Raw genomic sequence first — 14,468 nt, 5'->3', positions numbered from 1 at the left:
AGACGGCCTAGTACGACTTGGGCAGGCCCAGGGTCTGGTGGGAGACGTAGTTGAGAATCATCTCCCTGCTCACCGGAGCAATACGAGACACGCGCGCGGCGGTTATCAACGAGGCGAGCCCGAATTCACGGGTGAATCCATTGCCGCCGAGGGTGTGCACGGCCTGGTCGACGGCCTTCACGCAGGCCTCCCCGGCCGCGTACTTCGCCATGTTGGCGGCCTCACCTGCGCCGACGTCGTCCCCCGCGTCGTACAGGTAGGCCGCCTTCTGCATCATCAGGCGGGCCAGCTCCAGGTCGATGTGCGCCTGGGCGAGGGGGTGCGCGATGGCCTGGTGGGCGCCGATGGGGGCCTTCCAGACGGTGCGCTCGCGCGCGTACTCGACGGCACGCGCGAGGGCGTACCGTCCCATGCCGATCGCGAAGGCGGCCGTCATGACGCGCTCCGGGTTGAGCCCGGCGAAGAGCTGGAGCAGCCCCGCGTCCTCGTCCCCGACGAGCGCGTCGGCGGGCAGCCGTACGTCGTCGAGGGTCAGCTCGAACTGCTTCTCGGCGGCGGCGAGTTCCATGTCGATCTGGCGGCGGTGGAAGCCCTCCGCGTCACGCGGGACGATGAACAGGCAGGGCTTGAGGCTGCCGGTGCGGGCGTCCGCGGTGCGGCCGACGATGAGGGTGGCGTCGGCTATGTCGACGCCGGAGATGAAGACCTTGCGACCGGTGAGCAGCCAGTCCCCGGTGTCCGGGTCGCGGCGGGCCGTGGTGGTGATGCGGTGGCTGTTGGAGCCGGCGTCGGGCTCGGTGATGCCGAAGGCCATGGTGCGGGTGCCGTCGGCGAGGCCGGGCAGCCACTCGCGTTTCTGTTCCTCGGTGCCGAAGCGGGCGATCACCGTGCCGCAGATCGCCGGTGACACGACCATCATCAGCAACGGGCAGCCCGCGGCGCCGAGTTCTTCGAGGACGATGGAGAGTTCGGCTATGCCGCCGCCTCCGCCTCCGTACTCCTCGGGGAGATTGACGCCGAGGTAGCCGAGCTTGGCCGCCTCAGACCAGAGGGCTTCTCGGTCGTAGGTTCGGCCGTGGCGGGTGCCGAGGGCGGATACGGCTGCTCGGAGGGCCTTGTGTTCCTCGGATTCGAGAGTGGGTGGCATGGGGACCCCTTCCGGGTGCGGGTTCGTTGTGGCTGGTCGCGCGGTTCCCGGCGGACCTAGGCCTCTTGCACTACCGCCAGCAATGCGCCGACCGTCACCTGTTGGCCAGGGGCGGCGTGCAGAGCCGTCAGCGTGCCTGTGCCCGGCGCTGTGACCTTGTGCTCCATCTTCATCGCCTCCAGCCACAGCAGCGGCTCTCCGGCCCGCACAGCCGCTCCTACGGCCAGTCCCTCGGCGACCCGTACGACCGTCCCCGGCATCGGCGCGAGCAGGGACCCCGGGGCGTGCTGGGTCGTCGGGTCCGGGAAGCGGGGCAGTGCGGTCAGGCGGGTGGTGTTCACGTGGATCTCGTCGCCGTACCTCGCGACCTCGAAGTTCCTTCGTACGCCGTCCACTTCGAGTACGACACGACCCGCGTCGGCGTGCAGGACGCGCACCCCGTCGGCCTCCAGGCCTCCCGCGCGGGTGTACCGATAGCGGACCTCGGTCTCCTCGCCCGCCCTCGCGTACCGCTTGACCTGGGGCTGTGACGGCACGTTGCGCCAGCCGCCGAAGCGGGAGCGGCCGTGGGCGTCGGCGAGGGCCGCGGCCAGGGGGGCGTACGGGTCCGGTGCGGGTTCGGTCAGGTCGGTGAGGTGGCGGTCGTAGAAGCCCGTGTCCATGCGGGCGGCGGCGAACTCCTCGTGGCGCAGGGAGCGTACGAGGAGGTCCCGGTTGGTGGGCGGGCCGTGGAGCGTGGCCCGTTCCAGGGCGCCGGCGAGCTTGCGGATGGCGGCCGCGCGGGTGGGTGCGTGGGCGACGAGCTTGGCGAGCATCGGGTCGTAGTGGACGCCGATCTCGTCGCCGTCGGTGAAGCCGGTGTCGAGCCGGACGCCCTCGGGTACGGCGAACCGGTGCAGGGTGCCGGTCTGCGGGGCCCAGTCGTGGGCCGGGTCCTCGGCGTAGAGGCGGGCCTCGACGGCATGGCCACGCGCGTGTGGCGCCTCGTCGGCGAGGGCGTGGCCTTCGGCGACGCGGAGTTGTTCCGCGACCAGGTCGATGCCGAACACGGCTTCCGTCACGGGGTGTTCGACCTGGAGGCGGGTGTTCATCTCCAGGAAGTGCGCCTTGTCGCCGGCGACCAGGAACTCGACGGTGCCTGCGCCCACGTAGTCGACGGCTCGGGCGGCGCGTACGGCCAGCGTGTGGAGTTCGGCGGTGAGCCGCTCGGAGAGTCCGGGGGCCGGGGACTCCTCGATGACCTTCTGGTGGCGGCGTTGCAGGGAGCAGTCGCGGGTGCCGAGGGCCCGGACCGTGCCGTGGGTGTCGGCGAGGATCTGCACCTCGACATGGCGGCCGTTCTCGATGTACGGCTCGACGAACACCTCGCCGTCCCCGAAGGCACTGGCGGCTTCGGCGCGCGCGCTCTCCAGGGCGGCGTCCAGCTCGTCCATCCGGCGCACGATGCGCATCCCGCGCCCTCCGCCGCCCGCGGCCGCCTTGACCAGCACCGGGAGATCGGCCTCGGTGACCTCGCCCAGGGAGGCGAGACCCATCAGCTCCTTCGCGCGGGTCTTGGACGCCATCGCCTCGATGGCCTCCGGGGGCGGCCCGACCCAGACGAGCCCGGCGTCGAGGACGGCGCGCGCGAAGTCGGCGTTCTCCGAGAGGAAGCCGTAGCCGGGGTGCACGGCGTCCGCGCCGGCCGCCACCGCCGCCTTCACGATCAGCCCGGCGTCCAGGTAGGTGTCGGCGGGCGCCGCTCCAGGCAGCCGTACGGCGGCGTCGGCCACACGCGTGTGGAGGGCGTTCGCGTCGGCGTCCGAGTACACGGCGACCGTCCGGATTCCCAACTCACCGCAGGTGCGGAAGATCCGGCAGGCGATCTCGCCCCGGTTGGCGACCAGCAGAGTCGAAATCATCAGCCTCACATCCGGAAGACGCCGAAGCCACCGCGCGCACCCTCATAGGGCGCCGTGTGGATGGCGGACAGGCACATACCGAGGACCGTGCGGGTGTCGCGGGGATCTATGACGCCGTCGTCGTACAGCCGCCCGGACAGGAACATGGGCAGCGACTCCGACTCGATCTGCTGCTCCACCATGGCGCGCAGCGCCGCGTCCCCCTCCTCGTCGTACGGCTGTCCCTTCGCCGCCGCCGACTGCCGGGCCACGATCGACAGGACACCGGCGAGCTGCTGGGGGCCCATGACGGCCGACTTGGCGCTGGGCCAGGCGAACAGGAAGCGGGGGTCGTAGGCGCGGCCGCACATGCCGTAGTGGCCCGCGCCGTAGGACGCGCCCATGAGGACGGAGAGATGGGGCACGCGGCTGTTGCTGACCGCGTTGATCATCATCGCGCCGTGCTTGATGATGCCGCCCTGCTCGTACTGGCTGCCCACCATGTAGCCGGTGGTGTTGTGCAGGAACAGCAGAGGGATGTCGCGCTGGTTGGCCAGCTGGATGAACTGGGCCGCCTTCTGGGACTCCTCGCTGAACAGGACCCCCTGGGCGTTCGCCAGCACGCCCACCGGATAGCCGTGCAGCGCCGCCCAGCCCGTCACCAGGCTGGTCCCGTACATCGGCTTGAACTCGTCGAAGTCGGAGCCGTCGACGATCCGGGCGACGACCTCGCGCGGGTCGAAGGGGGTGCGCAGATCGCCCGGCACGATGCCGAGCAGCTCGTCGGCGTCGTACTTGGGCGGCTCGGCCGGGCCCGGGTCGCCGTACGCCTTGCGGTGGTTGAGGCGGGCGACCACGCGCCGCGCCTGCCGCAGGGCGTCCGGTTCGTCCACGGCGAAGTAGTCGGCGAGACCCGACACGCGCGCGTGCATCCCGGCGCCGCCCAGCGACTCGTCGTCGCTCTCCTCGCCGGTGGCCATCTTCACCAGGGGCGGGCCGCCGAGGAACACCTTGGCGCGCTCCTTGACCATGATCACGTGGTCGGACATGCCCGGGACGTACGCGCCACCGGCCGTCGAATTGCCGAAGACGACCGCGATGGTCGGGATGCCAGCCGCGGACAGCCGTGTCAGATCCCGGAAGATGGCGCCCCCGGGGATGAAGATCTCCTTCTGGGAGGGGAGATCGGCGCCGCCGGACTCGACGAGGTTGATACAGGGCAGCCGGTTGGCGAGCGCGATGTCGTTGGCGCGCAGGGCCTTCTTCAGCGACCAGGGATTGCTCGCCCCGCCGCGCACGGTCGGGTCGTTGGCCGTGATCAGGCACTCCACGCCCTCCACGACCCCGATCCCGGTGACCAGGGACGCGCCGACCGCGTAGTCGCTGCCCCAGGCGGCCAGCGGGGACAGCTCCAGGAACGGCGTGTCCGGGTCGAGGAGCAGCTCTACGCGCTCCCGGGCGAGCAGCTTGCCGCGCCCCCGATGCCGCTCGACGTACTTGGGGCCGCCCCCGGCGAGGGCCTTGGCGTGCTCGGCGTCGAGGTCGGCGAGCTTGCCGAGCATGGCCTCGCGATTGACCTCGTATTCGGGGCTCTTCGGGTCCAGGGCGGAGGCGAGGACGGTCACAGGAGGATCTCCGGGATGTCGAGGTGGCGGCTGCGCAGCCATTCGCCGAGGGCCTTGGCCTGCGGGTCGAAGCGGTGCTGAGCGGCGACGCCCTCGCCGAGGATGCCCTCGACGACGAAGTTGAGGGCACGGAGGCGGGGCAGGAGGTGCCGGGTGACCTTCAGTTCACGGCTCTCGGGGATCAGCTGCCGGAACCGCTCGGCGGTCAGCTCATGCGCGAGCCACCGCCAGGCGTCGTCCGTACGCACCCAGACACCGACATTGGCGTTCCCGCCCTTGTCCCCACTACGGGCACCGGCGACACGACCGAGGGGGGCACGCCGGGCGGGGCCTGCGGGCAACGGCTCCGGCAGCGGCGGCTCGGGGACCTCGTCGAGTACGGCGGTGATGTGGGCCGGGGACACGTGGGCCGGGGACGCAGGGGTCGGAGCCATATGGGCTGTGGGCACATGGGCCGGCGCCACATGGCCCGAGGACACATGGGCCGGAGGCACGGGGATCCGGCGTCCGTCATGGAGGACGGCCATATGGTCGACGGCGCCATGGGGGACGTACACATCCTCGAAGACCCCATAGGGCGAGCCCTTTCCGGGTGGCGCCAGCACATGGAAGCCGGGGTAACTGGCGAGCGCCAGCTCCACCGCGGCCCCGCCCAGGGCCCGCCCGACGGTCTCCTGGTCCTTGTCGCGCACGACCAGCCGCAGCAGCGCGCTCGCCGTCTCCTCGCTCGGCGCGTCGGGCCGGTCGGTGCGCACCAGGTCCCAACGCACCTCGGCGGGCGGTGACTTGGCGAGCGCGTCCGTCATCTGCTCCCGTACGAGGCCGGCCTTGGCCTCGATGTCGAGGCCGGTGAGCACGAAGGCGACCTCGCCCCGGAAGCCGCCGAGGCGGTTGACGCCGACCTTGAGGGTCGGGGGCGGGGCCTCTCCCCGTACGCCCTCGATCCGGACGCGGTCGGGGCCGTCCTGGGTGAGCCGTACGGTGTCCAGGCGGGCGGTGACGTCGGGTCCCGCGTACCGGGCGCCCGCCGTCTCGTACAGCAGCTGGGCCGTGACCGTGCCGACGTCGACAAAGCCGCCGGTGCCGGGGTGTTTGGTGATGACGCAGGTGCCGTCCTCGTGGAGCTCGGCGAGCGGGAAGCCGGGGCGGCGGAGTACGTCGAGGGAGCGGCCCTCCTCGTGGAAGAAGGCGTAGTTGCCGCCGGTCGCCTGTGCCCCGCACTCCAGCACATGTCCGGCGACCACAGCACCCGCGAGCCGGTCATGGTCGCCGGGCCCCCATCCGAAGTGGGCGGCGGCGGGCCCGGTGACCAGGGCAGCGTCCGTCACCCGCCCGGTGACGACGACATCGGCGCCCTCGCGCAGACAGGCCGCGATGCCGAACCCGCCGAGGTAGGCGTGGGCGGCGAGGCTGCCCGGGTGGGCGGCCGTGAGGTCGTCGCCCTCGACATGGGCGACCCGGACGGGGATGCCGAGCCGGTCGGCCAACGCCCGCACGGCGTCGGCCAGTCCGGCCGGGTTGAGGCCGCCCGCGTTGCTGACGATCCGCACGCCCCGCTCCTGGGCGAGCCCGAGGCATTCCTCCAGCTGGCGCAGGAAGGTGCGGGCGTATCCGGCGCCGGGGTCCTTCAGGCGGTCGCGGCCGAGGATCAGCATGGTGAGCTCGGCGAGGTAGTCGCCGGTGAGGACGTCCAGTTCACCGCCGGTGAGCATCTCGCGCATCGCGTCGAAGCGGTCGCCGTAGAAGCCGGAGGCGTTGCCGATCCGCAGCGTGCGGGGCGCGGGTTCCGGTGACGGCCGGGGTGTGGGCGTCACCGCGCCGCTGCCTTCGGCGCGCGGCCCTCGCCGGGTGGGCCCGCGAAGACCTGGGCGATGTCGAACCAGCGGTCGGCGTCGGGGCCCTCGGCGTGCAGCGCCAGGTCGGAGCGGTGGGCGCGCTGGGTGACCAGGAGGCAGAAGTCGAACGCCGGGCCGGTGACCCGCTGCGTCGCGTCCTCGGGGCCGTAGGTCCACAACTCTCCGGAAGGCGCTACGAGTTCCAGACGGAAGTCGTCGAGCGGTGCCGGGAGCCCATGTACCCCGAATGCGAAGTCCCGTGTCCGCACACCGATCCACACCACATGTCTGAGCCGGTCGGTGGGTGCGCGCACCACACCGAGTGCGTCAGCGACATCCAGACCGTGGGCCCAGGTCTCCATAAGTCGGGCCGTGGCCATGGAGGCGGTGGACATGGGCGGGCCGTACCAGGGGACCTTGGCTCCGGGCGGGGCCTCGCGCAACGCGGTGTCGAGAGCGGCCCTGCCCGCCCGCCAATCCGCCAGCAATTCGGCGGGCGGCCGCCGGGCCCCCTCCTCGGCCCCCACGTCGACGAAGGACCCCGGTGTCACCAGCGCCTTCTCCACCAGTGTGTGGAAGGCGTCCACGTCGGTCACCGCCAGCAGCGCCGAGTGGTCCGTCCAGGCGAGGTGCGCGATCTGGTGGGCGACGCTCCAGCCGGGCGCCGGGGTGGCGAGCGCCCACTGCTCGGGGCTCAACTCGGCCACCAGCCGGTCGAGTTCCTCGCTCTCCTCGCGCAGATCGTCGAACACGGGCGTCGGATCGGACACGGTGCGCTCCCCTCGGGGCACGGCGGTGTGCGGGCTGGTGCGGGGTGGTGCGGCTCGGGGAGGAGCATGGCACCGCGGGAAAAAACAAGCAAGCGTGCTTGCATTAATCGGGAACTGTTCACCGAGGAGCGCCGGGGGAAGGGTTCCGGAGTGGTGTGCGATCAATACACTCAGCCGTCGCGCCCTGCCGCATCGGCAACACGCATACGCACACGCACGCACGCGCACGCTCACTGCTCACACATCGGGGGACACAGGACGATGAGCAACTGGAACCCGGGCGGGCAACCGCCTTACGACCCGAACACCCGGCAGCCGTATCCGCCGCAGCCCGGACCGTACCCGCCCCAGCCCGCACCGCCGGGCGCTGGCCACCCGCCCCAGGTCCCGCACCCATACACACCCCAGCCGTACCCGCCGCAGCCCTACCCGCCGCAGCCGTATCCGCCCCACCCCCAGCCGCCGTACCCGATGCCGCAGCCGGATCCCGGGCCCCTCGCGCGGCTGTTGCGCCGCATCAGCCCCATCCACGTCGCGCGCAGGGTGTTCAAGCCGTCGAGGCCGGGCATCGTCGAGGACCCCGTGGTGGCCCGCACGCAGAAGATCCGCACCTGGGTGGGTGTGGCCGCGGCGGTGTGGATGTCGACCACATACAAGATCGCGAACTCGATCGGTGACGCCGCCCAGGCACGCGCCGACCAGTCCTGGATCAGTGTCCTGATGCTGTCCGTGACGTTCCCGGTCGCCGTGGGCGTCCTGCTCGCCCTGGTGCCGGACACGGCCCGGCGGGAGCTGCTGCGCCGGGCGGCCAAGTGTTTCGGCGCGATCGTGGCGCTGATCGCCTCGGTGGCCGTGTTCCCGCTGATCGTGCTCACCGGCTTCGCCGAGGGCCGTTTCGCGACCAACCCGGCGATGACCGTCGTCACGGCCCTCGTCTTCGTGATCATCTTCGTATGGCTGCTGCCGTTCATCGCCTGGGGCATCGGCCTGGCGCTCACGCATGTCTTCCGCACCGCCGACATCCACGAGACGATGCCGCCGCTGCTCGCCATGACGCTGGTGTGGGAGATGGCCCTGGTCGACCTGTTCACGGACGCCTACGCGGGCGTGCCGGTACCGGTCCGGCTCCTGCTCGTGCTCGGCGCCCCGGCCTCCGTGACCGCGGTGGGCCTGTGGGAACTGCGCCGTCTGCGCACCAGGCACGGGCTGGTCGTCCGGGATCTGCTGATGCGCTGAACCGGTCCCGCGAGTCGCGATGAGTTCTCCGGCGTCCGACGGTCTTACAGTCGACCCCCCGCACCGAGGAGGACTCCTGATGCGCAGCGTGACGTACTCGATGAGCGTCTCACTCGACGGCTATATCGTCGGACCGGACGGCGACTTCGGCTGGACGGTGCCCGACGCGGATGTGTTCCGCTTCTGGATCGACGACATTCGGGACGTCGACGTCCATCTGATGGGACGGCGGCTGTACGAGACGATGCTGTACTGGGAGACCGCCGACCAGGATCCGGCGCTCGGCAAGGCCGAACTCGAATGGACCGCGCTCTGGAAGCCGCTCCCGAAGGTGGTGTTCTCCACCACGCTGTCGGAGGTGCGGGGCAATGCCCGCCTGGCCTCCGGCGGCGTGGCGGAGGAGATCGAGCGGCTGCGGGCCGAGCCCGGGGAGGGCGAGATCGCGATCGGCGGTGCGACTCTCGCCGCCGAGGCGGCCGCAGCGGGGCTGATCGACGAGTACCGCACGATGGTCTACCCGGTGCTGGTCGGCGGCGGCATCCCGTACTTCCCGCGGCATGAGCGCCGGGTCGATCTCGAACTCGTCGAGACCCGCACCTTCAACTCGCGGGTCGTGTACCTCCGCCACCGCGTGGTGCGCCAGGCCGCGCCCCGGAGCGCTGCCCGCCTCAACCGGTGACGGCCTTCGCCCGCCCCCGCCCCACCTGGGTCCGCACCGCCCCCATGCTCGCCACGATGACCAGAGCGATGGCGAGGGCCTGCAGCGCGGAGAGCGCCTGGTCCAGGACGAGGAAACCGGCTGTAGCGGCGACCGCCGGTTCCAGGCTCATCAGGATGGCGAAGGTCGCCGCGGGCAGGCGGCGCAGGGCGAGGAGTTCAAGCGTGTAGGGGAGGACCGAGGAGAGGATCGCCACGGCCGCACCCAGGGCAATGGTCACGGGGTTGATGAGCTTCGTACCCGACTCGACGATGCCCAGGGGCAGGAACAGTACGGCCCCCACCGCCATGGCGAGCGCGAGCCCGTCGGCCTGGGGGAAGCGTCGGCCCGTACGGGCGCTGAAGACTATGTAGGCCGCCCACATGGCGCCGGCCGCCAGGGCAAAGGCGACACCTATGGGGTCGAGGCTGTCGAAGCCTCCGGCGCCGAGGAGGAAGACCCCCGCGAGCGCGAATCCGGCCCAGACGAAATTGATCGCGCGCCGGGACGACAGGACGGAGAGGGCGAGCGGGCCGAGGACCTCCAGGGTGACCGCGGGGCCCAGCGGGATGCGGGCGACCGACTGGTAGAAGAGGCCGTTCATCGCGGCCATGGTGACACCGAAGACGATCACCGTGCCCCAGTCGGTGCGGGAGTGGCCGCGCAGCCGGGGCCGGCAGACCACCAGCAGCACGACCGCGGCCACCAGCAGCCGCAGCGCCACCACTCCGAGGGCACCGGCCCGCGGCATCAGGCTCACGGCGAGGGCGCCGCCGAACTGCACCGAGATGCCTCCGGCGAGCACCAGGCCGACGGGACCGAGCGAGCCCCACCGGCCGCCCGGGGCGCCGACCGTCGAATCGGGCACGGCGTGGGTCTGTGAGGACGTGGTGGTCACGGGCGTTCCTGGGGTTCGGCGCGGGGTTCGTTCAGCGTGCTGCACTTTCGAGTCCAGAGTAGTGGACTACGTCAGGTGTGTGAACCCGTTATGCCACTGTCCCAGAGTGTGGACGGGGACGTATTCCTAGGACCTGTTCCTAAGGGAGGACTATCGGCGCGCCATGTACAGATCCAGCGCCTTGTGCAGCATCCGGTTCAGCGGGAAGTCCCACTCCCCCAGGTACTCGACGGCCTCACCGCCGGCGCCCACCTTGAACCGCAGCAGGCCCAGCAGGTGGTTGGACTCCTCGAGGGTGTCGGTGATGCCGCGGAAGTCGTAGACGGCGGCGCCCAGTGTGTGCGCGTCGCACATCATCCGCCACTGCATGGCGTTGTTGGGCTGCACCTCGCGCTTACGGCTGGTGGAGGCGCCATAGGAGTACCAGACATGTTCGCCCACGGTCAGCATGGTGGCGGCGGCCAGGGTGTCGCCGTCGTGGTGGGCGAGATAGAGCCGCATCCGGTCGGGGTGCTCGGCGGTGAGCGCGGTCCACATGCGCTGGAAGTACGGCAGCGGGCGCGGGATGAAGCGGTCGCGCTCGGCGGTCTCGGCGTAGAGGTCGTAGAAGACGGGCAGGTCGTCGTAACCGCCCTGCACGACCTTGACGCCCGCCTTCTCGGCCTTCTTGATGTTGCGCCGCCACTGCTGGTTGAGGCCGCGCTGGATGTCGTCCAGGGTCCGTCCGGCGAACGGCACCTGGCAGACGTAGCGCGGCTGTCCGGCCGCGAAGCCGTCCTCGCCGCCGGGCTCGGTCTGCCGCCAGCCGGAGCGCCGCAGCCGTTCGGCGATGTCCTGGGCGCCGGGTTCGTACGACGTGGGCTCCGCGTCCCGCAGCCGCCGGGCGGCCGGGTCGGCGATGGCCGCCTTCACCGCGTCCGGGCTCCAGCGGCGGGTGACCACGGGCGGGCCCATCTTCACGGAGAAGGCGCCCTTGGCCTTGAGGTGCGCGAGCATCGGCGCGAGCCAGCGTTCGGCGAGGTCGGGGGCGTGCCAGTCGATGACCGGCCCCTCCGGGAGATACGCCAGGTACCGCTTCAGCCTCGGCAGCGGACGGTAGAGCACGAGCGCCGCCCCCACCAACTGCCCCTCCCCGTCGAACCAGCCCAGGCTCTCCGCCGTCCAGTCCGGCTTCACCTCACCCCAGGAAGGGAGCTGCATATGGCTGGCGGACGGCCGGGCCGCGACGAAGGCGAGATGCTGCTCGCGGGTGAGGGACTGAAGACGCAGGGGCGGCTGGGTCACGGGCGGGACTCCTTGCGGGTGGCAGGTCCGGCCAGCCTACGAAGCCGCCACGCGGCCGAAGCGCACCGGGAGGCACCGGGGGTGGAGCCTCACCCCGGTGGCCGTGAGGCTGGCCAGGACCCCGGTCATTCGTCCGCCGACCCGAGCCCATCCTCCGCCCCAAGCCCACCCGCCAACACCTCCGCCAAATGCCACCCCCGCACCCCCGCCAACTGCTCCAGCTGCGTCCGGCAGGAGAAACCGTCCGCCAGCACCACCGCCCCCTCCCCCGCTCCCCGCACCGCCGGCAGCAACTGCTCCTCCGCGCAGGCCACCGACACCTCGAAGTGCCCCTTCTCGAAGCCGAAGTTGCCCGCGAGGCCGCAGCAGCCGCCGCTCAGGTCGCCGGACAGGCCCGCGGCCTCGCGCAGTCGGCGGTCGGCCGTGTCGCCCAGTACCGCGTGCTGATGACAGTGCGTCTGCCCGACCACCGGACGGTCCACGTGGGGCGGCGTCCAGTGCGGAGCGTGTCGTTCCAGTGCTTCGGCGAAGGTCAGGACGCGGTCGGCGAGGCGCTGGGCCCGGGGGTCGTCATGCAGCAGTTCCGGCAGGTCGGAGCGCAGGGCCGCCGCGCAGCTCGGTTCGAGCACGACGACCGGCGCGGCCGTCTCCAGCACCGGCTCCATGAGGTCGAGCGTGCGCCGTAGCACCGCGCGGGCGCGGTCGAGCTGGCCGGTGGAGACGTATGTCAGCCCGCAGCAGACGCGTTCCCGGCCGCGCAGGACGGACTTCGGATCCATGGCGACAGCCACTCCCTCGCCGCCCGCCGACCGGCGCATACGCAGCGTCGGCGGCAGCGCCACCCGCAGCCCGGCCGCCTCCAGCACGTGTACGGCCGCCCGCCCCACGGACGGCGAGAGGTGCTCGGTGAAGGTGTCCGGCCACAGGATGACCAGCTCACCGTCCCCGGCGACCGCCCTCTCCCGGCGCTCCCACCACCGGCTGAACGTCCGCGTAGCCAGCCGTGGGATGTCGCGCTCGGGGGCGATCCCGCCGAGCCGTTTCGCGACCCACGCAAGGGGCCGTACAGCGGCAAGGGCGTTGACCGACGACGCGGTACGCGTGCGTGCCACGAGCCGCAGCCACTCGGGCAGCCGGCCCATGCTGTGGTGCGCGGCCGGGCGGCGCCGTCCCTCGTAGTGGTGGTGCAGGAACTCCGCCTTGTACGTGGCCATGTCGACCTCGACCGGACAGTCGGACCGGCAGCCCTTGCAGGCGAGGCACAGGTCCAGCGCGTCACGCACCTCGGTCGAACGCCATCCGTCGGTCACCAGTTCCCCGGCGAGCATCTCGTGCAGCAGCCGGGCACGCCCGCGCGTGGAGTGCTCCTCCTCGCCGGTCGCCCGGAACGACGGGCACATGACGGCGGGGCCGGTCGTCGATGTCGTACGGCACTTGGCGACCCCGACACAGCGCCGTACGGCGGCCGAGAAGTCCCCGCCGTCGGCCGGGTAGCCGAAGGCGACGTCCACGGGCTGCCGGGGCAGGACCGAGAAGCGGAGGTTGGTGTCGAGCGGGGCCGGGCGTACCAGCATCCCCGGGTTGAGCAGGTCGTCCGGGTCCCACACCCCCTTGGCCCGCTCGAAGAGAGCGACCATCTCGTCCCCGTACATCTTCGGCAGCAGCTCGGTCCGCGCCTGCCCGTCCCCGTGCTCCCCGGACAGCGCCCCCCGTGCGCCACGACGACCTCGGCGAGCTCCTCCGAGAAGCGCCGGAAACGGGCGACGCCCGGCTCCGTCAGCAGGTCGAAGTCGATACGGACGTGGATGCAGCCGTCCCCGAAGTGCCCGTACGGCGTCCCGCGCAGCCCGTGCGCGGTCAGCAGCGCCCGGAAGTCCCGCAGATACGCCCCGAGCCGCTGCGGGGGCACCGCGCAGTCCTCCCAGCCGGGCCAGGCCTCGCTGCCGTCCGGCATCCGGGTCGCCGTACCGCTGGCGTCCTCCCGGATGCGCCACAGGGCCCGCTGCCCGCCCGGGTCGGTGACGACCATCGACCCGACGACGTCGTCGGCGGCGCCCCGCACGATCGCCTCCGCACGCGCGCGTGCCTCGCTCTCCGACTCCCCGCCCGTCTCCACGAACAGCCAGGCTCCGCCCCGGGGCAGCACGTCCGCCGAGGACACCAGGTCGGCCGCCATGCCCTCCACGGTCAGCGGCCCGTACGGCAGCAGCCCGGCAGCCGCCTCCGCGGCCGCGCTCTCGTCGCCGTACCCCAGCACGGCGAGCGCACGCGCGCGTGGCGCCTCGACGAGGCGTACGACCGCCTCGGTGAGGATGCCGAGGGTGCCCTCGCTGCCGCAGAAGGAACGGGCGACGTCGGCGCCCTTCTCCGGCAGCAGGGCGTCGAGGGCGTACCCGGAGATACGGCGCGGCAGCTCGGGGAATCCGGTCCGCAGCCGCGCCAGCTCCCCGTCGACCAGTTCCCGCAGCCCCTCCGGCGCACCGGCCCACCCCTGCCCGAGCCGCAGCCGCTCCCCGCGTCCGCTGATGACGTCCAGTTCCCGCACGCTGTCGGCGGTGGTCCCCCACGCCACCGAATGCGAGCCGCAGGAGTTGTTGCCGATCATTCCGCCGAGCGTGCAGCGGCTGTGGGTGGAGGGGTCGGGGCCGAAGCGGAGCCCGTGCGGGGCGGCGGCGTCCTGGAGGCGGTCCAGGACGAGGCCGGGCTGGACGACGGCGGTGCGGGTGTCCGGGTCCAGCGAGACGAGCCGGTTCATATGGCGGGTGAAGTCCAGGACGATGCCGGTACCGGTGGCCTGCCCGGCGATCGATGTGCCGCCGCCCCGTGCCACCACCGGCACCATATGGTCCCGACACACCTCCAGCACTGCGGCGATGTCGTCGGCACCATGTGGTGCGACCACACCCAGGGGGACGCGTCGATAGTTGGACGCGTCCATCGTCGTCAGCGCCCGAGAGGTGACGTCGAAAGCGACCTCGCCCCGGACGGCCTTGCGCAGCTCCGTCTCAAGTTCCGACATGCGTCCACTCAATCAGCCCGCCCGGGGCTGCCTCTTCTCGAAGGACAACTCCAAGGACAACTCGAAGGGCGACTCGA

At 71.8% G+C, this 14,468-nt stretch carries 10 protein-coding genes and 1 pseudogene; 2 read left to right on the top strand and 9 right to left on the bottom strand.

Going from position 1 to position 14,468, the window contains the following annotated elements; all coding sequences use genetic code 11:
- Positions 1–7 precede the first annotated feature (7 nt).
- The 5 genes from IE325_RS19855 to IE325_RS19835 are packed head-to-tail and all read right to left on the bottom strand — an operon-like array spanning position 8 to position 7,257.
- Positions 8–1,147, bottom strand: coding sequence for an acyl-CoA dehydrogenase family protein (locus IE325_RS19855; protein ID WP_190071299.1), 1,140 nt, complete (start codon positions 1,145–1,147; stop codon positions 8–10).
- Between the two features lie 56 nt (positions 1,148–1,203).
- A complete protein-coding gene (locus IE325_RS19850; protein WP_190071298.1) occupies positions 1,204–3,048 on the bottom strand; it encodes an acetyl/propionyl/methylcrotonyl-CoA carboxylase subunit alpha in 1,845 nt (614 codons plus the stop codon).
- 5 nt (positions 3,049–3,053) lie between these two features.
- Positions 3,054–4,652: an acyl-CoA carboxylase subunit beta gene (locus IE325_RS19845; protein WP_190071297.1), complete on the bottom strand. Its 1,599-nt coding sequence runs from the start codon at positions 4,650–4,652 to the stop codon at positions 3,054–3,056.
- Positions 4,649–6,466, bottom strand: a complete 1,818-nt coding sequence (locus IE325_RS19840) for an acyclic terpene utilization AtuA family protein (protein ID WP_190071296.1) — start codon at positions 6,464–6,466, stop codon at positions 4,649–4,651. Before IE325_RS19840 ends, IE325_RS19845 begins: the two co-directional genes overlap by 4 nt.
- Positions 6,463–7,257 carry a TIGR03084 family metal-binding protein gene (locus IE325_RS19835; RefSeq protein WP_190071295.1) on the bottom strand — a complete coding sequence of 265 codons (795 nt, stop codon included), beginning with the start codon at positions 7,255–7,257 and terminating at the stop codon, positions 6,463–6,465. The genes IE325_RS19840 and IE325_RS19835 overlap by 4 nt, the downstream gene beginning before the upstream one ends.
- A 261-nt stretch (positions 7,258–7,518) precedes the next feature.
- Between IE325_RS19835 and IE325_RS19830 the strand changes: the two genes are divergently transcribed.
- Complete coding sequence (locus IE325_RS19830) at positions 7,519–8,493, top strand: hypothetical protein (protein WP_229911891.1); 975 nt, start codon at positions 7,519–7,521, stop codon at positions 8,491–8,493.
- Positions 8,494–8,572: 79 nt separating this feature from the next.
- Complete coding sequence (locus tag IE325_RS19825; protein ID WP_190071294.1) at positions 8,573–9,172, top strand: dihydrofolate reductase family protein; 600 nt, start codon at positions 8,573–8,575, stop codon at positions 9,170–9,172.
- Here IE325_RS19825 and IE325_RS19820 read toward each other — a convergent pair.
- The 4 genes and pseudogenes from IE325_RS19820 to IE325_RS47055 form a co-directional block, all read right to left on the bottom strand.
- A complete protein-coding gene (locus IE325_RS19820) occupies positions 9,162–10,088 on the bottom strand; it encodes an EamA family transporter (protein WP_190071293.1) in 927 nt (308 codons plus the stop codon). The two genes, IE325_RS19825 and IE325_RS19820, sit on opposite strands and share 11 nt — an antisense overlap.
- 150 nt (positions 10,089–10,238) lie before the next feature.
- Positions 10,239–11,372, bottom strand: coding sequence for a lipid II:glycine glycyltransferase FemX (locus tag IE325_RS19815; RefSeq protein WP_308437669.1), 1,134 nt, complete (start codon positions 11,370–11,372; stop codon positions 10,239–10,241).
- A gap of 125 nt (positions 11,373–11,497) precedes the next feature.
- Positions 11,498–12,772 (bottom strand): (Fe-S)-binding protein, encoded by a 1,275-nt coding sequence (locus IE325_RS47060; RefSeq protein WP_350895357.1) that lies wholly within the window; start codon positions 12,770–12,772, stop codon positions 11,498–11,500.
- A 231-nt stretch (positions 12,773–13,003) separates the two neighbouring features.
- A pseudogene (locus IE325_RS47055) lies at positions 13,004–14,310 on the bottom strand (FAD-binding oxidoreductase); the annotation flags it as partial.
- Positions 14,311–14,468: the final 158 nt, after the last annotated feature.

The sequence above is a fragment of the Streptomyces lanatus genome, from assembly GCF_014655715.1.
Lineage (GTDB): Bacteria > Actinomycetota > Actinomycetes > Streptomycetales > Streptomycetaceae > Streptomyces > Streptomyces lanatus.
This window is presented reverse-complemented; position numbering and strand designations above follow the sequence as displayed.